Origin of the sequence: Streptomyces sp. NPDC085946 (assembly GCF_044540485.1) — a bacterium.
Lineage (GTDB): Bacteria > Actinomycetota > Actinomycetes > Streptomycetales > Streptomycetaceae > Streptomyces.
The window spans coordinates 120,559-142,839 of sequence record NZ_JBITSF010000012.1; the positions used below are offsets into that span (position 1 = coordinate 120,559).

A 22,281-nucleotide genomic window follows, 5' to 3' on the forward strand; every position below is an offset into this window, starting at 1 on the left:
AGGCGGTCTCAGGGGATGACGGGCGCCGGCCGTCCCGTGGCGCGCGGCAGGCCGCGCAGCCACACCTCGGCGGCGATCGTCGAGTAGAGGATCGCGTCGCGCAGCCCGGGGGCGGCCGGCCGCTGCGCGAGGCGGCGCAGGGCCGCGCCGTCCACCAGGCCGAGCCGTTCCAGGCGCGATTCCTCCCACAGCGCCAGCAGGTCGCCGCGGTGCTCCCGCAGCCCGTCGGCGGCGTCCATCGAGGCCGCGGCCTTGTCGGTGCGCCGCAGGCACTCCTCGGGCACGATCCCCCGCATGGCCGCGGACAGCAGCGGCTTGTACTGCCAGGGGGTCACGCGCTCGGCGGGCCGGACGGCCAGGCACGCCTCGATGACGCGGTCGTCCAGGAACGGGGAGGCCATCGGCACCCCGGCACGGGCGGCCATCGCGTCCCACTGCCGGACGATGCGCGTGCAGGACCGGATCTGGTCCAGGTCGGTGTGCATCCCCCGGTCCGGGTGCAGCGGCAGCGCGCCGCCGGCCGCCTCCCGCAGCGCCCGGGCGGCCGCCCGTTCGGCGTCGGGGGTGGCCCACGCGAAGAGCCGCGGGGGCATGCCCCATCCCAGAGCGGTGCGCACGGACGCGGGCCGCGGGTCGCGCAGCCCGCGCCCGGCGTCCGCCAGCCACCTGCCGTACGGCCGGGTGTCGGCCAGCGCCCGTGCCGTGGCGCCGAGCGGCCACTGCCACAGCGCCCGGAAGCCGCGCAGCTGCCGCAGGGCGAACACCGGGCGGGTGCGCAGCAGCCGGTGGTAGTACGCCTCGGAGCACCAGGCGACGTGGTCGCCGCCGATGCCGGTCAGGTGCAGCCGGCTGCCGCGTTCCGCCATGGCGGGCAGGTGGTGCAGGACCCGGGAGCGGTCCATGACGCCGATGGTCGGCTCGTCCAGGAGGTCGTCGATGCCGAGCAGGTCCTGGTAGACGAGGGGCGAGGCGTCGGCGTCCCACACCACGTGCTCGGCGTCCGGCAGGTGGCGGGCCGCCCGCCGCGCCCAGTGCAGGTCGGTGTCGGCGGGGTCGCGTCCCGGCCAGGTGTTCGCCACCACCCTGGCGGGCGACCGGGCGGCCAGGAAGCAGACGGAGGTCGAGTCCAGGCCGCCGGACAGGTCGCAGCTGACCACGCCCGCCTGCCGGGTCCGGGCGTCGACGGCCCCGGCGAGCGCCTCCCGGACGGCGGGGGCGCCCTCGGCGAGCGTGCGGACCGGTTCCGGCGGGGTCCACCAGCGGGTGTGGCGCGCGGTGCGCCCGTCGGCCGCGACGGTCAGGGCGTCCTGCGGGCCGACCGCGGTGACCTCCCGCCACAGGGGTGCCTCGGCGAGCGGGTGGGGCACGGGCCACAGCAGCCGGACGGCGATCCGTTCCGGGTCGGGAGCGGCGCCCAGCGCGGCGGCGAGCACGTCGGCGCGGGTGGCGGCCACCCGCACGCCGTCGACCAGGGTGTGGAACACCAGCCGGAGACCGGACGCGGTGCCCTGCACCCTCAGCCGTCCGTCGAGCGCGGCCACCAGGTGGAAGCTGCCCGCCGCGGTGCGTGCCAGGCCGTCGAGGTGGGCGAGGTCCCGCAGCCGGCCGGCCCGCACGGCCAGTTCCGCCGTGCCGAGGGGGCAGCAGCCGACGAGGGCGAGGGAGGCCGAGCCGGCGCGGGCGGTGACGATCTCGTCGTCGTGCCAGCGGCCGACCAGCCAGGGCCGCCCCGAGGGGTGGGGCAGCGTGCGTGTTCCGGGGCGGGTGAAGAAGGAGCGGGCCACGGCGGCCGCGTCCTCGCGGTCGGGAAAGACCGCGAAGTGCGCGGCGCCGGGGCCCGGACCCGCACCCTCGTGCGGTTCAGTCATGGCGTCGGATCGACGAGCCGTGGACCGTCAGTTCTTGCTCAGGACCAGGCGGTCGTTGCCGGCGAATCCCAGGAGCCCGGTCTTCTTCCGGAACGAACCGAGCCGGGCGAGCGTCGGCGCTTCGTACACCTTCTTCATGATTTTCTCCTCATGCCGGTGTCCGCGCCGTCTCCCCCGCCGGCCACCAGCCGGAGGACCGGCTCGTGACCGCCGACGCCCGGGCCTGTCGGAGGCCCGGGACGGGAGGCGGCGACCGGAACGAAGCTAGCCGCTTGCCACGCGCCCATGGCAATGGAACAAATGCAAGTCATCTCGTATGACTTGGCGCGCGAAAACGATCAATCGGGCACGGAATTCAGGCATAGTTAAAGGAGAAACAATTCTGCCGACGTCGATATCCGGCCAGGAGAAACCTTTCCACCAGCGCGTCCGCCGTGCTCACCGCACCCGGCGCGGGCCGGCGCGAACGGCGTCCTGAGGTCGCCGACCAGCGCATTCCGCTCGCCGTACCGCACACCCCCTTCTCGCCCTCCACCGGAACCGGACCGTTCCATCCGGATGACCCGGTTCCCGTTCAGCGCACCGCGGCGGACCGGACGCGGACCGGGGCCGGCGGCCTTCCGGGCCGCACGGACTTCGCGGGCTCAGGGGCAGCCGGGTCCGAGGACCACCGGCAGCCGGGTCAGGCGCCACTGTCCGGGCAGACGCATGCGTTCACGCCGTTCCAGTTCGGCCGGTTCCAGGGCGAGGCGGATGTCCGGGTAGCGGTCGAACAGCGAGCCGAAGGCGATCTCGGCTTCGAGCCGGGCGAGGGAGGCGCCCAGGCAGTAGTGGATGCCGTGGCCGAAGCCGAGGTGGTTCTCGGCCTGGCCGACGGGGTACCGGCGCAGGTCGAGGCGGTCCGGATCGGTGTAGCGGCGCGGGTCGAAGTTGGCCGAGACGAAGACCAGGAGGACGGCGTCGCCGCGCGGGATCCGGGTGCCGGCGACCTCCAGGTCCTCGGCGGCGTAGCGCAGCCTGCTCGTCTGCACGGGCCCGCACCACCGCATCAGTTCGTGCACCGCGCCGGGCGTGACCTCGGGGTGGGAGCGGAGGTGGGCGAGCTGGTCGGGGTGGGAGAGCAGGACGGCGGTGCCGTTGCTGATGAGGTGGGCCGTCGTCTCGTGGCCGGCGAGGACCAGGGTCACCACGAACGTGACCAGTTCGACGTCGCTGATGTCGCCCTCCGACGTGTCCTGGCCGCGGATGAGTCCGCTGAGCAGGTCGTCGCCGAGGTCGGCACGGCGTTCCACGATGAGCCGGTGGGTGTGCTCGATCATCGCGGGGAACGAGGTCGCGAGCCGTTCCGGCCGCATGGCGATCAGGTCCTCGCCCCACTGCTGCCACTTGTCGCTGTCCGCCTCCGGCACGCCCACCAGGTTGCAGATGACCTGGATCGACAGCGGGTAGGCGTAGTGCGCGAGCAGGTCGACGGCCCCGTCGGCGGTGTGCCGCGGCAGGGCGTCCAGCAGCCGGCCGGCGATCTCCTCGATCCGGGGCCGCATGTCCATCACCCGGCGGGCCGTGAACTCGCGCAGCACCCGCTTGCGCAGCCGGGTGTGCTCGGGCGGATCGGTGTCGAGCATCGACCCCATCAGGTAGGGACGCAGCTCCTCGGGGATGGCGAGCATGTCCATCATCTTCAGCCGCGGGTCGTCGCCCGTCGCCCCGGGCACCGAGGCCGGGGTGTTGACCAGGCGGCGGTCGTGCAACAGCGCGCGGACGTCGTCGTGACGGGTGACGAACCAGGCCGGCGTGCCGTCGAGGTACCGTCCGTGCACGACGGGCGCCTGTTCCCTGAGGCGCCCGTAGCCGCCGAACGGATCGGCCATCAGGTCCGGGTGCATGGCGTGCGGTTCGGCGTCGAGCTCGTTCTGCGGAACGGGGGGAGACGTGGACATGCGCTTCGGCTTCTCCTCGTGACGTCAGTCCTCGGCAACGGTGATGGCCTGCACGGGGCAGGCCAGTTCGGCCTCGCGGACCGAGGGGTCGTCCGTGCCGTCCGCGCCCTCGGGCAGTACGTAGACGATGCCCGTGTCGTCCTGGGCGAACAGGGCGGGGGCGGTCAGTGTGCACTGGCCGCTGCCGATACAGCCGTCTCGGTCGATGCTGATGCGCACGTGTGCGGCTCCTCTGATTCCTGGAGGGCGGTGGCACGAATTCTGCCGTGTCATCGATATCGGCACCGTGCGGTCGACGCTAGTGCAGGGAGTTTCGATCGGGCAAGCTGGTCGTAACTCACCCCGGGCCCCTTCGGATTGTCCCGCCAGCGGGACAGACCGACGACCATTCATGCCCGCCGGCGCTGATTGAGAGGCTGCATTTCATGAGTTCCGATGAAAGTGCCGTCAGCATCGACTCCACGCTCGCCGCCGTCGACTCGTGGCTGACCGAATACATTTCGGCCCGCCATCCGGAGATCGGCCGCATCGGCCCCATCTGCCCGTTCGTGGCACCCTCGCGCAAGAACCGGACGATGGAGATACGGGTGCGGTTCGTGGGCCACTCGCCCACGCTCGAACTCGTCGAGGAGATCGCGCGCAGCAGTCTGCGCGAGTACGGGCTGGTCTCCTGGCAGGGGCGCAACCCCATGCTGCGGGCGATGGTCGTGGCCCTGCCGGACCTGCGCTCCGAGGACACGAAGCTGCTCGACGAGGCGCAGGTCCGCGTGAAGGACGAGTTCGTCGCGCAGGGCCTGATGGTGGGCCAGTTCCACGAGAACTGCGAGGTCCCGGCGGCCCGCAACCCGGACTTCGCGGTGAGCAGGGCGCCGGTGCCGGTCCTGGCGATCCGCACGATCGCGCTGCACGACATCTTCTTCCTGGCCGAGCACCGGCACTGGTTCGAGAAGTACCGGGAGAAGTTCGGGCAGTCCTACACGCCGCAGGCCATGGAGACCGAGGACCGGTTCCGGGTGGAGCACTACCGGCGGGCGGCCCGGGCGTACGGCTACCCGACGTAGCGGGGCGGCCGGCGCGGCGGGCGGCCGGTACGCAGGAACGCCGAGGCGGCGGGCCCGGTCCGGGGCCCGCCGCCTCGTACGTCCGCGACCGCCGCGCCGGGACCGGCCGCCACCGGCGGAGCCGGGAGCGCCGGCCAGGATCAGGAGGGGGCCGCCCCCGCCGCGGCGCGCTCCAGAGCGGTGCGGGCCAGCCGGTGGATCCCGGCCAGGTCGGGAAGGCGCACGTTGACGAACGAGAGGATGTCCCCGCTGACGGCGACCGCCCAGGAGCCCTCGATCCGGTAGCCGTCGGACGTCGTCACCCACCGGGTGACGACGCCGTCGCCGGCGATGTCCTGGAGCGGCTCCACGGCGGCCTTGGTGACGTCGAACTGCATGCCGTCGTTGAGCTGCATCCGGTAGCTGTCGCACTTGTGCAGGGCCTCCACGAACTCCTGGAGGACCCGCCGGGCGGCGTCGCCCCGGAACCGCGCGACGTGATGGAAGACCACCGAGCCGACCACGTTGGTGTAGAGCCCGGCCGCGTGCTCCACCGCCTCCGGGTGGGAGCCGTGCGTGAGCGTGTTGATCAGGTCGATGAGGACCCGGCCGGACTCGTCGCCGGAGAGGAAGACGGGGTCGTACGCGACACTGGGCTCCTCTCCGAAGAACGACTCCTCGAGATCGTCCTCGGTCAGCAGGAACCGCTCCACGGTGTCGCCCATCACGCTTCCCCCATCTGGCGTACGAGGCTCAGCGGGCGCATATCGGTCCAGTTCTCCTCGACGTAGTCCAGGCACGACTGCCGGTCGGTCTCCGTGAGGGCCACGGTCCAGCCCGCCGGCACCTCGGCGAAGGCCGGCCAAAGCGAATGCTGGCCTTCCTCGTTGACGAGCACGAGAAACGTTCCGTCGGGGTCGTCGAAAGGATTGGACATTCTCTGCTCCCTCAGTAGGGCGGCGGACACACGTATTTCTCTCGCGCATTCCTCACGCGGAACACCACGGCGCCGGAAATGACGTTCGCAGGGCGCCGGTCATTCCCTGACGGGCGCGTTCTCGGAATTCACATTATCCGGCGCCGGGCCGGTGAGGAAGATCTCCTGTCCCGCACCTTTCCGTCCCGCCGGCGGGACAGCCGGGGCGGTGCCCGGGGACACCGGGCGTACGGGGTAGAGCAGGTGCAGCAGGGGTCCGGCCATCGCCGTGGTGACCAGGGCCATCACGACCATGACGGAGTACAGCTCACCGTCGAGCGCGCCCAGCTGCAGGCCGACGGTGAGGATGATGAGTTCCGTCAGGCCCCGTGTGTTGATCAGCACGGCGAGCGCGGTCGCCGGACGGTTCTGCATACCGGTGCCGCGCGCCGCGGCGAAGGCGCCGACGAACTTGCCGCCCACCGCGACGGCCAGGATGAGGCCGAGTTCCAGCAGGTCCGTGCCGTTCATGCCGGACAGGTCCACCTTGAGGCCCGCGACGATGAAGAACATCGGCAGCAGCAGGAGGTCGTTGAGGGAGGAGACGCGCTCCCGCACCTGGCCGGTGACGTTTGAGGGCTCGCCGCGCATGGTGCGCCGCGGCATGACCGCGCCGAAGACGAAGGCACCGAAGATGAAGTGCAGGCCGATCCACTCGGTGAAGGCGGCCGACGACAGCAGGCCGGTGAGGGTGAGCACCATCGCGGCCGGGTTGCCGGGTCCGGCGAGCCGCCGGTGGTCCAGGAGGCGGCGCAGAACGGGCCGGACGACGGTGAACATCAGCGCGACGTACGGCACGAACAGCAGCAGGAGCCACTGCGAGCCGGTGCCCGCCCCGCTCATCGCCACCACCGCGGCCAGCAGGGTCCAGGCCAGGACGTCGTCGATCGCCGCGCAGGCCAGCGCGACCGTCCCCAGCCAGGTGCGCTGCATGCCGCGGTCGGTGAGGATGCGGGCCAGCACCGGGAACGCGGTGACGGACATCGCCGCTCCCATGAACAGCACGAACCCCGCCCGGTCGTCGGTCGGATGGTTGTCGAACAGGTACTGGGCGAGCAGCGTGCCGAGCAGGAACGGCAGGACGATGGAGCCGACGGCGACGGTGCCGGCCACGAACCGGCGTCCGCGCATCAGGCCGGCGTCCAGCTCCGCGCCGACGGTGAACATGAACAGGGCCACGCCGATGTTGGCGAGGGCCGCGAGGAAGGGCCTGATCTCCTCGGGGAACAGGGCGTCGGAGACGGCGCCGTTCAGCAGCGTCGGCCCCAGCAGCACGCCGAGGAGCACCTCACCGATGACGGGGGGCTGCCGCAGCCGCCGGGCGAGGGCTCCGGCGGCGAAGGCCAGGAGCGAGATCGCGGCCAGGGCGAGGAAGAGCAGGGTCACCTGATGAGTACTCACAGCCGTATGCTCCCGATGACGCGGTTCGGTGGTCTGCGGTCGTCAGTCGTCGTCTCCGTCCGCGGGCGGGCGGACGCGGCGTCAGGTGATGCGTGCCTTCGCACGCGGCAGCCGGGTGTGCCGGCCGCTCTCCACCAGGCGCCTGGTGCGTTCCAGGGCGTCCCACACGTCGGTGAAACGGGTGTACGCCGGGGACGGTCCGATGCGCAGCCGGTCCGGTTCCCGGTAGTCGCAGACGACGCCCTCGTCGGCCAGCGCCCGGCAGATCCGCCAGGCGTCCCGGTGCCACAGGGTGACGTGCGAGCCGCGCCGGTCCGGGTCCTCGGGCGAGGCCAGGCGGAAGCCCAGGGGCGCGAGCCGGCGGGCCGCGAGGTCCACGGCCAGCTCGCCGAGCAGCCGCCCCTTGGCCCGCAGCCGGTCGACCCCCGCTTCCTCGGTCAGGGCGAGCGCGGGCACGAGCGCGGCGGCGGAGAGCATCGGCGGCGTGCCCGTCAGGAACCGGTCGACCGTCTCGACGGGGTCGAAGTCGGGCCCCATGGCGAACTGGTCGCGCTGCCCGAACCAGCCCTGGATCGGCTGCCGCAGCCGCCGCTGGAGCGAGCGGCGGACATAGAGGAAGGCGGGTGAGCCGGGGCCGCCGTTGAGGTACTTGTAGGTGCAGCCGACCGCGAGATCCGCGCCGTCCTCGGTGAGCCGGACCGGGACCGCCCCGGCGGCGTGCGACAGGTCCCACAGCACCAGTGCCCCGGCCTCCCGGGCCAGGGCGTTGACCGCGGCCATGTCGGCCAGCGCCCCGCTGCGGTAGGCCACGTGCGACAGGACGACCAGCGCCACCTGATCGTCGAGTGCGGCCCGCAGGCCCTCCAGGTCCAGGCCCCGGTCCATGTCGGAGTGGACGACGCGCAGCTCCAGGCCGCGCTGGCGGGCCAGGCCCTGGGCGACGTACCGGTTGGTGGGGAAGTCGTCGGCGTCCACCACGAGGGCGCGCCGGCCGGGGGCGTGGTCGAGCGCCGCCCAGGCCAGCTTGTACAGGTTGACGGTGGTCGAGTCCGAGAGCACCACCTCGCCCGGGCGGGCGCCGAGGACGTGCTCCGCGAGCCGGTCGCCGATCTGCCGGTTCCAGTCGATCCAGTCGTTCCAGGAGCGGATCAGGCCGCGGCCCCAGCCGCCCCGGATCACGTCGGCGACGAACTCCGGGGTGTCGGCGGGCAGCCGTCCGAGCGAGTTGCCGTCCAGGTAGAGCAGGTCGGGCTCGGCGTGCACGAACCGGTCGCGCAGGAATCCGAGCGGGTCGGTCCGGTCGTACCGTTCGGCTTCCTCGCGAGTGCCGTCGAAGCGGCTCGCCGGCGAGGTGAGCGTGTCCGTCGTCATGCGGTCGCCTCCGCGGATCGGTCGTCGCGGCCGCCCCGGCCGTCGGGGAGCCGCATCTGTGCCAGGACCGCGCGGCCGAGCGGCGTCGCCGGGTCGGCGAGGTCGTACGGCAGGTCGAAGTGGTTGCGGCGGTCTTCCACGACGTTCGCCACGAGGGCGCCGCGGCGGCGCAGGGCGTCGGCCATCAGGTCGTGCTGGCGCACGTACTCCCGGGTCTCGACGCCGCCGCGGGCCAGGACGACCGGGGGCAGCTCGTCCGGCAGCAGTGCGGGCGGGCTGTTGCGGCGGACCGCGTCGGCGTCCAGCCTCAGCGCCTCGTTGACGTAGGAGCGGCTGACCGGTTCGAGGTCGTAGATCCCGCTGAGCAGGGCGGCGCCGGCCAGCAGCCCGGCCGCCGCGGGCTCGCGCGGGCCGGCCGGGACGAGCGCCATCGCGGCGAGATGGGCGCCGGCGGAGGTGCCGCTGAGGTACAGCCGCCGCGGGTCGACGCCGAGGTCGGCGGCGTGCTCGTGGATCCAGCACACGCACCGGCGCACGCTGGCCACGATCTCGTCCAGCGGGGTTGCCGGGGCGAGCCCGTACCCGACGGCGGCGAACGCGGCGCCGGCCCGGCGGAAGGGGAGCGCCGCGAACGCCGAGCTGCGCTCGGTCAGTTCCTGCCAGTTGCCGCCGTGCACGAAGATCTGGACCGGGGCCGGTCCCGGTCGCGCGGGCCAGAAGTCGAGCTTCTCGGCGGAGCCCGGGCCGTAGCGCAGCCCGGTGCGTACGCCGGGGGCGCGGCGGGCCTCGGCGCTGCGGGCGGCGTATGCGTCGAGGTAGTGCCGCAGGCTCGGCACCAGGTGGCTCGGCGAGTACTCGCGGTCCAGCCGGGCCCCGGCCGGGGGTGTCCGGTCGGTCATGACACGCCCGTTCCGCGCAGGGCCTCGGAGAGGAGGGCGCCGACCCGGGTGAGCGAGCCCGGGCGGGACAGCAGGGTGCCGTGGTCGCCGGGGACGACGTGGGTGCGGACCTCTCCGGTGAGGTACGGGCGCCAGGCGGCGGCGGTGGCCTCGGGCTTCTGCTGGTCGGTGGCGGCGAGGAGCAGGATGTCCCCGTCGTACACCGCGGGCCGGTAGTCGATCATCAGGTGGTTGTTGTTGGCGGAGATCGCCATGATCGAGCGCAGCCGGTCCTCGTCCAGGGCTCCCAGGGCGCTGCCGCGCTCGCGCAGCAGTTTCATGACCTCGTCGAAGACGAACACCTCCGCGTCGAACAGGTCGGGGTCGAGGCCGACGAGCCGCATCAGGTACTCCAGGTGGGGGCGCATGTTCCGGTCGTCCAGGGGTGGTACGTCGTCGTGGGTGAGGCCCAGCCAGCCGGGGTGGACGTCGACGACGGTCAGCGACTGCACCGTCCGGCCGCGCCGTTGCAGCTCGGTGGCGAGGGCGTGCGCCGCGAGTCCGCCGAACGACCAGCCCAGGACGCGGTACGGCCCGCCGGGGAAGGCGGCCTCCAGGTGGTCCGCGTAGTCGGCGGCCATCTGCGCCATGTCGGCCGGGAGGTCGTCCTCCGGCCGGGCCAGTCCCCGGGCCTGCACCGCGTAGACGGGGATGTCCGGGTCGAGGTGGCGGATCAGGCCCATGTAGGACCAGCCGATGCCGCCGCCGGGGTGCACGCAGAACAGCGGCGGCTCGTTGCCGGTGGCGCGCAGCGGCAGGACGATGTCGTAACCGCTGCCGACGTCGTCCATGTCCAGGCGGGCCGCGATCCCGGCCGGGGTCGGCGACTCGAACAGGGTGCGCAGGCCGACGTCCACGCCGAAGGCCGTCTTGATCCGGGCGATGAGCCGGGTGGCGAGCAGGGAGTGTCCGCCGAGGTCGAAGAAGTTGCCGTCCAGCCCGACGGAGGGAATGCCGAGCAGTTCGGCGAAGAGTTCGCACATGACCTGCTCGTGCGGGGTGCGCGGGGCCCGGGCGGCGGCGCCGGCGCCCGGGGTGTGCCGGGGCAGGGCGGCCCGGTCGAGCTTTCCGTTCGGGGTGAGCGGCAGCGCCTCCAGGGGGACGAACACCGACGGCACCATGAAGGCGGGCAGCCGCTCCTGGGCGAACTCGCGTAGCGACGTCACCAGGGCGGTGTCGCCGCGGGCCGCGGTCGGGTCGTTGGTGAAGCGCGCCGCCGGTTCCGGTGCGCCCGCCGCGGGCGGCGCGGAGCCCACGACGGCGGGCAGCGGGTCGGGGACGCCGGGCAGGACCGCGGCGTCGGCGAAGACCACGTCGACGCGGTCGCGGGCGGTGTCCGACCAGGTGACGGCGGTCCGGTACGACAGCCGCTCCCCCAGGTCGTACCAGTCGTCGACGGTGGCGTCGGCGGCGGGGACGGGGGCCGGCTCGCCGGTGCGCAGGGCGCCCGCGAGGGCCACGTCGGCGGCGACCCGGGGGTTGGGCACGTTCTTGACGACCAGGGCCGCGGGCCGGGCGGACGCCAGCCGCCCGGCCACCGCCGCCCGCCCGGCGACGGCTGTCCACTCCACGGTCTGCGGGGCGAGGCCGGGAGCGGGGCGGCCGTCGCGCTTGCGCAGGACCACGTCGTAGCGGAAGCGGGTGAGTTCGGTGTCGTGGCGGCCGCGCTTGAGGCGTACGGACACCGCGTCCAGGTCCGGCAGCCTCTCCCGCAGGGCCGTGAAGTAGCCGGGGTCGACGAGGAGTTCGTTCTCCAGCCGGATGGTCTGGGCGACGGCGTCGCGCAGCGCGGCCAGGTCGTGCGTGCCGGTGCGGGCGGCCTGGACCCCGGCGGCGAAGGCGTCCAGCAGCCGCAGGTTGCGCACGTCGCCGACGAAGACGGAACCGCCGGGAGCGAGCAGCCGCAGGGCCGTGCCGAGGACGTCGGTCAGGTAGTCGGCGTTCGGGAAGTACTGGACCACCGAGTTGACGACGACCGTGTCGAAGTGCCCCTCGGGCAGCCCGGCGAGTTCGTGGGCGGCCCGGGTCCGCAGACGCACCCGGGCGGCCAGGGCGGGATCGGCCGCCACCCGGCGCCACAGCGCCTCGACGACCGCGGGCGAGAAGTCGGTGGCCGTGTACTCCTCGGCGTCGGGGGCCAGGCGGGCGAGCAGCAGACCGGTGCCGGCGCCGATCTCCAGGACCCGGCGGGGGTTCAGCTCGCGGATGCGCTCGACGGTCCGCTCACGCCACTCGCGCATGGCGTACCCGGCGATGGGCTGCCCGTCGTAGCTGCTGACCCAGCCGGTGAAGTCCTCGCCGAGGGCCTCGTCCCGCTCGGCCCCGTACAGGGAGTCGTGGACCTGGAGCCACTCGCCGACCTGTTCGGCCTCCGCCCGCCGGTCCCGTCCGGTGGTGCCGGGCACGACGTAGGCGACGAGCTGGGCCTCCTCGGCGAGGTCACGGCGCAGCACCGCCGCGGCCTGCGCCACGCCGGGGTGGTCGAGCAGGACGGCCTCGACCTCCCCGGGCTCGATGCGGAAGCCGCGGAGCTTGACCTGCTGGTCGACGCGGCCGGCGTACTCCAGGACGTGGTCCGGGGTCCAGCGGGCGAGGTCGCCGGTGCGGTACATGCGCAGGCCGGGCGGTCCGAAGGGGCAGGCGACGAACCGCTCGGCGGTCAGTCCGGGGCGCTCCAGGTAGCCGCGGGCGACACCGGTCCCGGCCAGGTACAGCTCGCCGACCACGCCCGGCGGTACGGGCCGCAGCGCGGCGTCGAGCACGTAGGTGCCCATGTTCGCCATCGGCCGTCCGATCGGCACCGACGTGCCGAGGGCGGCGGCGTCGGCGGCGGGCACGGGGTGGTAGCTGGCGAAGGTGGTCGCCTCGGTGGGGCCGTAGCCGTCGACCACGAGCAGCCGGGGGTGGGCCTCCAGCAGCCGCCGCACGGAGGCGACGGACACCGGTTCGCCACCGGCCCACACCTGCTCGACGCCGGCGAAGCAGTCCGGCTCCAGGTCGGCCATCAGGTTGAACAGCGAGCTGGTCAGCCACAGGGAGGTGATCCGCCGGCGCGTGACGACCTCGGCGAGGGTGTGCGCGTCGAGGTCGCCGGGCGGGGCCAGCTCGACGCGTCCGCCGGTGAGCAGCGGCACCCACAGCTCGTACGTCGACAGGTCGAAGGCGAGCGGCGAGTGCAGCAGCACCCGGCGCTGCGCTCCGCCGTGCCAGCAGGGGTCGGCGACGAAGTCGGCGATGTTGCGGTGGGTGACGACCACGCCCTTCGGGCGTCCCGTCGAGCCGGAGGTGTACATGATGTACGCCGCGTCGTCGCTATCGGTCTCCACCGGGGGCGGTGCGGGCGCGGCACAGTGGTCCGGCCGCGAGTCGAGCACGAGCAGCGGGGTCCCGTGGTCGTCCAGGTCCGCCCGGGAGGCGGGGTCCGTCAGGAGCAGCGTGCTGCCGGTCTCCGCCAGGACGAGGCGCCGGCGGGAGGCGGGGTAGCGGGAATCGAGCGGGACGTAGGCCGCGCCCGCGCGCAGCACCGCGAGGACGGCGGCGACCAGGGCGGGCGAGCGCTGCATGAGCAGGGCGACCGTGCTGCCCCGGGTGACGCCCCGGTCGGCCAGCACGGCGGCCAGCCGCGCGGACCAGGCGTCGAGTTCCGCGTAGGTGACGGCGGTGTCGTCGTCGGCCACCGCGACGGCGTCGGGGGTGGCCGCCGCCCGGGCGGCGAACAGCGCGGGCAGTCCGGCCGGGCGGGTGGGCAGGGCGGGCCCGGACGCGGCGGCGAGCATCTCGTGCCGTTCGTGCGCGGCCAGCAGGTCCAGCCCGCTCACCGGCCGGCGCGGGCCGGCCACCGCCGACTCCAGGAGCCGTACCCAGCGGGCGAAGAGGTCGCGTACGGTCGCGGCGTCGTAGAGGTCACTGGCGAACTCGACGACACCGGCGATCCCGTCGGCCGTGCCCTGCGCGCCGCGCTGTTCGGCGAGGCTGAAGAACAGGTCGAACTTGGCGGTGCCGGTGCGTCCGTGGGCGATCTCCACGCCGAGGCCGGGCAGCCGGAAGGTGCCCCCGGAGGCGTTCTGGAGGGCGAACATCACGCCGAAGAAGGGGTGCCGGCCCAGTGAGCGCGGCGGGTTCAGCTTCTCCACCAGGTACTCGAACGGCACGTCCTGGTGGGCGTAGGCGGCCAGCGCGGTCTCCCGGACCCGGGCCACCAGTTCCTCGAAGGTGGGGTCGCCGGACAGGTCGGTGCGCAGCACCAGGGTGTTGACGAAGAAGCCGATCAGCTCGTCCAGGGTCTGGTCGGTGCGTCCGGCGATCGGGCTGCCGGTGACGATGTCGGTGCCGGCGCCGAGCCGGTGCAGCAGGGCGGACAGGCCCGCCTGGAGCACCATGAACAGGGTCGTGCCGGTCTGCCGCGCGAGGTCGGCCAGCCGCTCGTGGAGCGCGGCCGGGATCCGCACGGTGACGTGGTCGCCCCGGTAGGAGGCCACCGGCGGCCGGGGCCGGTCCGTGGGCAGCTCCAGTGCAGCCGGGGCGCCGGCCAGCTGGCGTGTCCAGTAGGCGAGCTGGCGGGCGAGCAGGCTGCCGGCGTCGTCGTGGTCGCCCAGCAGCTCGTTCTGCCACAGCGTGTAGTCGGCGTACTGGACCGGCAGTTCCGCCCAGTCGGGCTCCGTCCCGGCCGTGCGGGCGGCGTAGGCGCGGGCCAGGTCGCCAGCGAGCGGGCCGAGCGACCAGCCGTCCCCGGCGATGTGGTGCACCACCAGCAGCAGGACGTGCTCGTCGGGGGCGAGCCGGAACAGGTCGGCGCGGACCGGGGGTTCCGTCGCGAGGTCGAACGGGTAGCGCGCGGCCCGCTCCAGCGCGGTCGGCAGGTCCTGTTCGGTGACCGCCCGGTCGTGCAGGACCAGCTTCGCCGACTCGGGGGCGAGGATCGCCTGGCGCGGCACTCCCCCGTCGTCCGGGAAGACCGTGCGCAGGCTCTCGTGCCGGGCGACGACGTCGCCCAGCGCGGCCTGGAGGGCCGAGCGGTCCAGCGTGCCGGTCAGCCGGAGGCCGAGCGGGATGTTGTACATCCCGCCCAGGCCTTCCATCTGGTGGATGAACCACAGGCGGCGCTGGGCGTACGACAGGGGCAGCACCTCCGGGCGCGGCCGGCGTCCGAGGGCGGGGCGGGCTGCGCCGCCCTCGTCGAGCCGGGCGGCCACCCCGGCCGGGGTGGAAGCCTCGAACAGGACGCGCAGCGGCAGTTCGACGCCGAACACGGCGCGCAGCCGGGCGATGAGCTGGGTGGCGAGCAGCGAGTGGCCGCCGAGGTCGAAGAAGCCGTCGTGCACGCCGACCCGCGCGAGGCCGAGGACCTGCGCGAACAGGTCGCACACGATGTGCTCCTGCGGGGTGCGCGCCGCGCGGGAGGAGCCGCTGACGACGATGTCCGGCGCGGGCAGCGCCGTGCGGTCCAGTTTGCGGTTGGGGGTCAGCGGAAGGGCGTTCAGCGGGACGAACGCCGACGGCACCATGTAGTCGGGGAGCCGTGCGCGCAGGTGCTCGCGCAGCCGGGTGATGAGGGCGCCGGTGTCGCGCGCGGTCAGCGGGCTGTTGGTGAACGACGACAGGCGGGCCCGGGAGGACGGGGAGACGGCGGGCCGGTAGAGGCCGGCCGGCGGCCCGGACGCCGGGTGTGCGGCGGGGACGGCTCCGGGGTCGGCGAAGACGGCCTCCAGGGCGTTCGGGTCGGACGCCGACCAGGTCACCCACACCCGGTAGCCGTGGGCGGCCGCCAGGTCGTACAGGTCCTCCGGTTCGACACCGCCGGCGGCCGGTGCGGCGGGCGGCCGGACGCCGTCCCGCACCGCCTGCGCGAGGGCCGCCTCGGCGGCGATCCGGCCGTTCGGGATGCCGGTGACGCGTACCGCGGCGGGCCGTTCGCCGCCGAGCAGCGCGGCCAGCCCGGCCGTGCCGTCGGCGGGCCAGGGCCGCTGTGCGGTCCCGGTGATCTCGTGGACCGGGGCGCCCCGCTTGCGCAGCACGACGTCGTACCGGTAGCGGGTCATCTCGTTGTGCGCCCGGCCCCGCTTGACCTGGACGGTGTGGGCGGTCAGTTCGGGCAGCCGGTGCTGGAGCGCGGTGAAGAAGTCGGGGTCGACCAGGAGTTCCTTCTCCAGGATCACGCCGTGCTCGACGGCCCGGCGCAGCTCGTCGGGGTTGTCGCCGGTACGCCCGCGGGCGGCCTGCACGCCGGTGACGAAGGTGCGTTGCAGCCGCAGGTCGCGTACGTCGCCGAGGAAGACCGCGCCGCCCGGGGCGAGCAGCCGCAGGACGCCGCCGATCACGCGTTCGAGGTAGTCGGCGTGCGGGAAGTACTGGATCACCGAGTTGAGGACGACGACGTCGAAGTGCTCCTCGGGCAGGCCCTCGGTGTCGTGGGCCGGCCGCACCGACAGGCGGACCCGCTCGGCGAGTTCCGGGTCGGCGGCCGTCTGGCCGCGCAGGGTGTCGATCACCGACGGGGAGATGTCCGTGCCCCAGTAGGTCTCGCAGTCGGCGGCGAGCCGGGACAGCAGCAGGCCGGTGCCGACGCCGATCTCCAGCACGCGCCGGGGCCGCAGTTCGCGGATGCGGTCCACCGTGCGGTCACGCCACTCGCGCATCTCGTCGAGCGGCAGGGGACGGCCGTCGTAGCTGCTGTTCCAGCTCGCGAAGTCCTCGCCGAGGGGCACCGGGCCGGAGCCGGCGTAGACCGTGTCGTACAGGTCCCGCCAGGCGTCGATCTGGTCGTGCTCCCGGTCCCGGCCGGTGTCCGGCGAGGCGCCGCCGGCGTCCGGCACGACGTAGGCCACCAGGCGCCGGTCGCCCGGCCGGTCCTCGCGGACGACGGCCGCCGCCCGGGCGACCTCGGGGTGGGCGGCGAGCACCGACTCGACCTCGCCGAGTTCGATGCGGAAGCCGCGGAGCTTGACCTGGTGGTCGGCCCGGCCGGCGAACTCCAGGTGGCCGTCGGCGGTCCAGCGGACCAGGTCGCCGGTGCGGTACATGCGGGTTCCGGCGGGGCCGTAGGGGTCCGCGGTGAAGCGTCCGGCGGTCAGGGACGGCCGGCCGAGGTAGCCGCGGGCCAGTCCGTCGCCGGCGAGGTACAGCTCGCCGAGCGTGCCGGGGGGCACCGGGCGCAGGGCCGTGTCCAGTACGTAGACCCGGGTGTTGCGGATCGGGCGGCCGATGACGGTGTCGGTGCGGCCGGACAGGGCGGCGGCGGTGGACCAGATCGTCGTCTCGGTCGGGCCGTAGACGTTGAGCACCTCGCGGCCGGTCTCGCGCAGGCGGGCGGCCAGCGGCTCCGGCAGCGCCTCGCCGCCGACCAGCACGCGCAGGCCGCGCAGCGCTTCGAGGTCGTGCGCGGCGACCATCTGCCACCAGGACGGCGTCGCCTGGACCACGGTGACCCCGGTCCGCCGGATCAGCTCCGCCAGGGCGGCGGGCCGGGCGACGGTCTCCTCGGCCGCGAGCACCACGCGTGCGCCGCGGACCAGCGGCAGGAACAGCTCCAGGGCGGCGATGTCGAAGGCGACCGTCGTCACCGCGAGCAGCGCGTCCTCGGAGCCCATCGGCACGAGGCCGGCCATGCCGAGCAGGAGGTTGGTCAGCGCGCCGTGCTCCACGACGACGCCCTTGGGGCGGCCGGTGGACCCGGAGGTGAAGATGACGTACGCCGCGTCCGACGGTCCGGGCCGTACGTCCGGGGCCTCGCCGGGCATCGCGGCGACGGCGGCCCGCACCCGCGGGTCGTCCAGGGCCAGCGGGGTCCCGCCCGCGTCGGGCAGGTCCGCCAGCGACGCCCCGGTGCCGACGACCAGCGCGGGCCGCGCCTCCCGCAGGATCAGCCCGGTCCGCGCGGCCGGGTGGGCCGGGTCGAGGGGGACGTGGGCGGCGCCGGTCTTGGCGATCGCCAGCAGCGCGACGACCAGGTCGGCCGTGCGCGGCAGCGCGACGGCGACCAGCCGGCCCGGCCCGGCGCCGTGCCGGGCGAGCAGCCGGGCGAGCCGGTTCGACCGTTCGTGCAGCGCGCCGTAGGTCAGTTCCGCGTCGTCGGCGACGACCGCCGCGGCGTGCGGTGTGCGTTCGGCCTGCCGGGCGAACAGCTCGGTGAACGGGGGCCGTTCCCCTTCCGCGCGGGTCGCGTTGCGGTCGTGCAGCAGGGTGCGCCGCTCGGCCGCGTCGAGCACGTCGATCCGGCCGAGCCGCTCGGAGGGGTCGGCGGCGGCCCGGGCGAGCAGCCGCGTCCACCGGCGGAACAGGACGCGCACGGTGTCCGCGTCGTACAGGTCGGTGGCGTACTCTACGGCGCCCTCGATGCCGGCGGGCGCGCCGGTGGCGTCCCGGTGCTCGGCCATGCTGAAGAACAGGTCGAACTTGGCGGTGCCGGTCCGGCCGGACGAGACCTCGACCTCCAGGCCGGGCAGCCGGAAGTGCGCCTCGGGCGCGTTCTGGAGGGCGAACATCACCTGGAACAGCGGGTGGCGGCCCAGGGAGCGGGGCGGGTTCAGCACCTCCACCAGGTACTCGAACGGCACGTCCTGGTGGGCGTAGGCGTCCAGCGCGGTGTCCCGCACCCGGCGGACCAGTTCCTCGAAGGTCGGCTCGCCGGAGGTGTCGGTGCGCAGCACCAGGGTGTTGACGAAGAAGCCCGCGAGGTCGTCGAGCGCCTGGTCGGCGCGGCCGGCGATGGGGCTGCCGATCGGGATGTCGTGGCCCGCGCCGAGCCGGGACAGCAGGGCCGCGAGGCCCGCCTGGAGCACCATGAAGAGGGTGGCGCCGCAGCGCCGGGCCAGGGCGTCCAGCGCGCGGTGCAGATCGGCGTCCCATTCCACCGTCAGGTAGTCGCCCCGGTAGGAGGCGACGTCGGGGCGCGGCCGGTCGGTGGGCAGCGCCAGCTCGTCGGGCAGCCCGGCCAGCCGGGCAGTCCAGTGCGAGACCTGCCGGGCGAGGAGGCTGCCGGGGTCCTGCTGCTCGCCGAGGATCTCGTTCTGCCACAGGGTGTAGTCGGCGTACTGGACCGGCAGTTCGTCCCAGTCGGGTGCCGTCCCGGCGGTGCGGGCGGCGTAGGCGCGGGCCAGGTCGGAGGCGACCGGGGCGAGCGACCAGCCGTCCCCGGCGATGTGGTGGATCACCAGCTGGAGCACGTGGTCGCGCGGTCCCGTCCGGAACAGGTGGGCCCGGAGCGGCGGTTCGGTCATCAGGTCGATGGCGCAGCGGGCGCCGCGGCGCAGCGCGTCGGGCAGTTCGCCGTCCCCGACGGCCGTCGTGACCAGCCGCGGTGCCGCCTCGTGCGGCGGCAGGACCCGCTGGCAGGGCACTCCGGCCGCCTCCGGGAACACGGTCCGCAGGCTCTCGTGCCGGGTCACCAGGTCGCCGAGCGCCTGTTCCAGGGCCGCGTGGTCGAGTTCCCCGGTCAGGCGCAGCTGCATCGGGATGTTGTAGGTGGGGCTGGGCCCTTCCATCTTGTGCAGGAACCACAGCCGGCGCTGGGCGTAGGACAGCGGCAGCACCTCGGGGCGGGGGCGGCGCGCCAGCGCGGGCCGGGCCGGGCCGGCCGTGCCGAGCAGGGCGGCCACCGCCTCGGGGGTGGACGACTCGAACAGGTCCCGCAGGCCCAGCTCGGCGCCGAAGGTGTGGCGCAGGCGGGCGGCCAGCCGGGTGGCGGTCAGCGAGTGCCCGCCGAGGTCGAAGAAGCTCTCGGTCACGCCGACCCGGGGCAGCCCGAGGACCTGGGCGAACAGCTCGCAGACGATCTGCTCCTGCGGGGTGCGCCCGGTCCGCGCCAGGGCGGCGGTCCGCTCGGGTTCGGGGAGGGCGGCGCGGTCGAGCTTGCCGTTCGGGGTGAGCGGCAGCGCGTCCAGCAGCACGAACGCGGACGGCACCATGAACTCGGGGAGGCGGTCCTGTGCGAGGCCGCGCAGCTCCTCCACCGGCACGGCGGCCCCGCGGGCCGGTACGACGTAGCCGACCAGGCGCTGGTGTCCGCCGTCCGCGCGGGGGACGACGGCCACGCCGCCGACGCCGGGATGGCGGGCGAGGACCGCCTCAACCTCGCCCGGCTCGACCCGGAAGCCCCGGATCTTGACCTGGTGGTCGGCGCGGCCCAGGTACTCCAGTTCGCCGTGCCCGGTCCAGCGGGCGAGGTCGCCCGTGCGGTACATCCGCGCGCCGGGCCCGCCGAACGGGTCGGCGACGAACCGCCCGGCCGTCATGCCCGGCCGGCGCAGGTATCCGCGGGCCGGGGCCGCGCCGCCCAGGTACAGCTCGCCCGGCACGCCGGGCGGGACCGGCCGCAGGTCGGCGGTGAGGACGTAGCACCGCGTGTGCGTGACGGGGCGGCCGAGCGGGGGTGCCGCCGGCCAGTCGGCGGGTTCGGCGGGCAGCGTCGTACCGGTGACGACGTGTGTCTCGGTGGGTCCGTAGTGGTTGTGCAGGCGGCGGCCGGGGACGCGGTCGAAGAACGCCCGCAGGGCGGCCGACGGGGTCAGCGCCTCCCCGGCCTGGGCCACGTGGCGCAGGCACGGCAGGTCCAGGTCCTGCTCCAGGGCGGCCTGGGCGACCGCGTCGAGGACGAGGTTCGGCGCGTACAGCTCGGTGATCTCCATGGCGTCGAGCCAGGCGGCCAGGCGGGCGGCGTCCCGCCGCGTCCCGTCGTCCGGCATCACCAGCGTCTTGCCGGCCAGCAGCGCCGACAGGATCTCCTGGGCGGAGACGTCGAAGCCGATCGCGGTGAACTGCGCGACCCGGGTGCCGGCCCCTCCCCCGATGCGGCGGTGATGCCAGCGCATCAGGTTGATCAAGGGCGCTCCGGGCATGACGACGGCCTTCGGCGTGCCCGTGGAGCCCGAGGTGTACATGACGTAGACCGGGTGGTCGCCGGTCAGCGGGGCGGTGCGGTCGGCGGCGGACAGGTCGCCGGGCGCCCGGCCGGCGACGCGCGCGCGGGTCCCCGGCGCGTCGAGGAGGAGTCGTGGCGGCCCCTCGGGCAGGTGGCCGGCGAGGCGGGCATGGGTGAGCACCAGGTGCGGAGCGGCGTCGCTCAGCAGGGACGCCACGCGCGCGGCCGGGTGTTCGGGGTCGACCGGGAGGTAGGCGGCCCCCGCCTTCAGCACCGCCAGCACCGCCGTCACCAGCTCCGGCGAACGGGGCAGGACGAGCGCGACGACGCTCTCCGGGCCGGCGCCGTGGGCGACGAGTTCGCGGGCCAGGCGGTTGGCCGCGGCGTTCAGCTCGGCGTAGGTGAGCTGCCGCCCGGCACCGGTCACCGCGATCGCGTCCGGGTGGGCGGCGGCCTGCCGCTCGAACAGCCCGGGAAGGTGGCTCGCGGCGTCCTCCGGCTCGCCGGCGGCGTCCGGTGCGCCCTCTTCGGCGTCGCCCGGCGCGTTCCACCGGTCGAGGACGAGCCGCCGCTCGGGGCCGAGCAGCCCGTCGACCGCGCGGACCGGGCGGCCGGGATCGTCGGCGAGGGTGCGCAGCACCTGGTGCAGCCGGTCCATCAGGGTCTGCGCGGCCGCCCGGTCGACCGCGTCGGCGCGATGGTCGAGCCGCAGGTAGAGCCGCTCGCCCGGAGCGGCGAGCAGGGTGAGCGGGTAGTGGGTGGCGTCGCGGCTCGCGCCGAGGACCAGCCGGAACCGGACGTCGCCCGCGTCGGCGGCGCGGTCGGCGAAGGGGTAGTTCTCGAACACCACGGCGGTGTCGAAGAGGTCGGCGACCGGTGCCTCCTGCTGGATGCCGGTCAGGCCGAGGTGATGGTGGTCGGCGAGCGCGGACTGCTCGGCCTGCAACCGGGTCAGCAGCTCGCGCAGCGACTCGGCCGGCGCCCACCGCACCCGTACGGGGAGCATCGCGATGAACAGGCCGACCATCGACTCGACTCCGGGCAGCTCGGGCGGCCGGCCGGAGGCGATCGCGCCGAAGACGACGTCCTGGCGGCCGGTCGCCCGGGCCAGCACGAGGCCCCAGGCGGCCTGCACCACGGTGTTGAGGGTGACGCCGAGGCCGCGGGCGGTCTCCTCCAGGGCCGCGGTGAGCCGGGCGTCGGCGGGCCGCACCAGGCGGTCCGGGAGCCGCGGGGAGCGGGGGTCGGACGGGGAGATCCGGGTCGCCGTGTCGACCCCGGCGAGCGCCGCCCGCCACGCCTTCCCGGCGGCGCGGCGGTCCTGGCGTGCGAGCCAGTCGAGGTACTCCTTGTACGGCGTGACGGGCGGCAGGGCCCGCGGGTCGCCGCCGTCGCCGTACAGCGTGAACAGCTCGCGCAGCAGGACCGGGGTGGACCAGCCGTCGAGGACGATGTGGTGGCTGGTCACGACGAGGCGGTGGCGCGCGGGGCCGAGGCGCAGCAGGCGGAAGCGGATCAGCGGCGGCTTCGCCAGGTCGAACCGCTCGGCGTGGTCCGCCGCCGCCAGGCGTTCGCCCTCCGCGTCCGCCCGCGCGGGCGGCAGGTCGCCGAGGTCGGACTCGGTCCACGGCAGCGGCACGGCACGGGCCACGATCTGGAGCGAGCGGCCCGAGCGGGCCCGGCGGAAGCCGGTGCGCAGGACGGCGTGCCGGTCGATCAGGGCCCGGGCGCAGCCGCGCAGCAGCGCGGCGTCGAGCGGGCCCTCGACCTCGATCGTGTGCTGCACGGCGTACACGTCCGGTCCGGACCGGTCGTACTCGGTCTGGAACAGCAGCCCTTCCTGCATCGGGCTGAGCGGGAGGATGTCTTCCAGACGGGACGGTTTCACCATG

General features: G+C 74.5%; 11 protein-coding genes. 1 reads left to right on the plus strand and 10 read right to left on the minus strand.

Going from position 1 to position 22,281, the window contains the following annotated elements; translation table 11 throughout:
• Positions 1 to 8 precede the first annotated feature (8 nt).
• The 4 genes from ACIF8T_RS23870 to ACIF8T_RS23885 form a co-directional block, all read right to left on the minus strand.
• Complete coding sequence (locus ACIF8T_RS23870) at positions 9 to 1,868, minus strand: lasso peptide isopeptide bond-forming cyclase (RefSeq protein ID WP_400038120.1); 1,860 nt, start codon at positions 1,866 to 1,868, stop codon at positions 9 to 11.
• A gap of 27 nt (positions 1,869 to 1,895) precedes the next feature.
• On the minus strand, positions 1,896 to 2,006 hold the full coding sequence (locus tag ACIF8T_RS23875; RefSeq protein WP_400038121.1) for a keywimysin-related RiPP: 111 nt from the start codon (positions 2,004 to 2,006) through the stop codon (positions 1,896 to 1,898).
• 506 nt (positions 2,007 to 2,512) lie between these two features.
• A complete protein-coding gene (locus ACIF8T_RS23880) occupies positions 2,513 to 3,808 on the minus strand; it encodes a cytochrome P450 (RefSeq protein WP_400038122.1) in 1,296 nt (431 codons plus the stop codon).
• Between the two features lie 24 nt (positions 3,809 to 3,832).
• Positions 3,833 to 4,027, minus strand: coding sequence for a ferredoxin (locus ACIF8T_RS23885; RefSeq protein ID WP_400038123.1), 195 nt, complete (start codon positions 4,025 to 4,027; stop codon positions 3,833 to 3,835).
• A gap of 206 nt (positions 4,028 to 4,233) precedes the next feature.
• On the opposite strand from ACIF8T_RS23885, the gene ACIF8T_RS23890 reads away from it, so the two are divergent.
• Positions 4,234 to 4,869, plus strand: coding sequence for a DUF6875 domain-containing protein (locus ACIF8T_RS23890; RefSeq protein WP_400038124.1), 636 nt, complete (start codon positions 4,234 to 4,236; stop codon positions 4,867 to 4,869).
• A 140-nt stretch (positions 4,870 to 5,009) separates the two neighbouring features.
• Here ACIF8T_RS23890 and ACIF8T_RS23895 read toward each other — a convergent pair whose 3' ends face one another.
• From ACIF8T_RS23895 to ACIF8T_RS23920, 6 genes are all read right to left on the minus strand, one after another.
• Positions 5,010 to 5,573 (minus strand): hypothetical protein, encoded by a 564-nt coding sequence (locus tag ACIF8T_RS23895; protein WP_400038125.1) that lies wholly within the window; start codon positions 5,571 to 5,573, stop codon positions 5,010 to 5,012.
• Positions 5,573 to 5,785 carry an MbtH family protein gene (locus ACIF8T_RS23900; protein ID WP_359147955.1) on the minus strand — a complete coding sequence of 71 codons (213 nt, stop codon included), beginning with the start codon at positions 5,783 to 5,785 and terminating at the stop codon, positions 5,573 to 5,575. The genes ACIF8T_RS23895 and ACIF8T_RS23900 overlap by 1 nt, the downstream gene beginning before the upstream one ends.
• Before the next feature lie 99 nt (positions 5,786 to 5,884).
• The gene (locus ACIF8T_RS23905; protein ID WP_400038126.1) at positions 5,885 to 7,225 is read right to left on the minus strand and encodes a cation:proton antiporter; all 1,341 of its coding nucleotides are present in this window, start codon (positions 7,223 to 7,225) and stop codon (positions 5,885 to 5,887) included.
• 81 nt (positions 7,226 to 7,306) lie between these two features.
• Positions 7,307 to 8,596, minus strand: coding sequence for a kynureninase (gene kynU, locus ACIF8T_RS23910; RefSeq protein ID WP_400038127.1), 1,290 nt, complete (start codon positions 8,594 to 8,596; stop codon positions 7,307 to 7,309).
• Complete coding sequence (locus tag ACIF8T_RS23915; RefSeq protein WP_400038128.1) at positions 8,593 to 9,495, minus strand: alpha/beta hydrolase; 903 nt, start codon at positions 9,493 to 9,495, stop codon at positions 8,593 to 8,595. Before ACIF8T_RS23915 ends, kynU begins: the two co-directional genes overlap by 4 nt.
• Complete coding sequence (locus ACIF8T_RS23920) at positions 9,492 to 22,280, minus strand: amino acid adenylation domain-containing protein (RefSeq protein ID WP_400038129.1); 12,789 nt, start codon at positions 22,278 to 22,280, stop codon at positions 9,492 to 9,494. The genes ACIF8T_RS23915 and ACIF8T_RS23920 overlap by 4 nt, the downstream gene beginning before the upstream one ends.
• Position 22,281 lies beyond the last annotated feature (1 nt).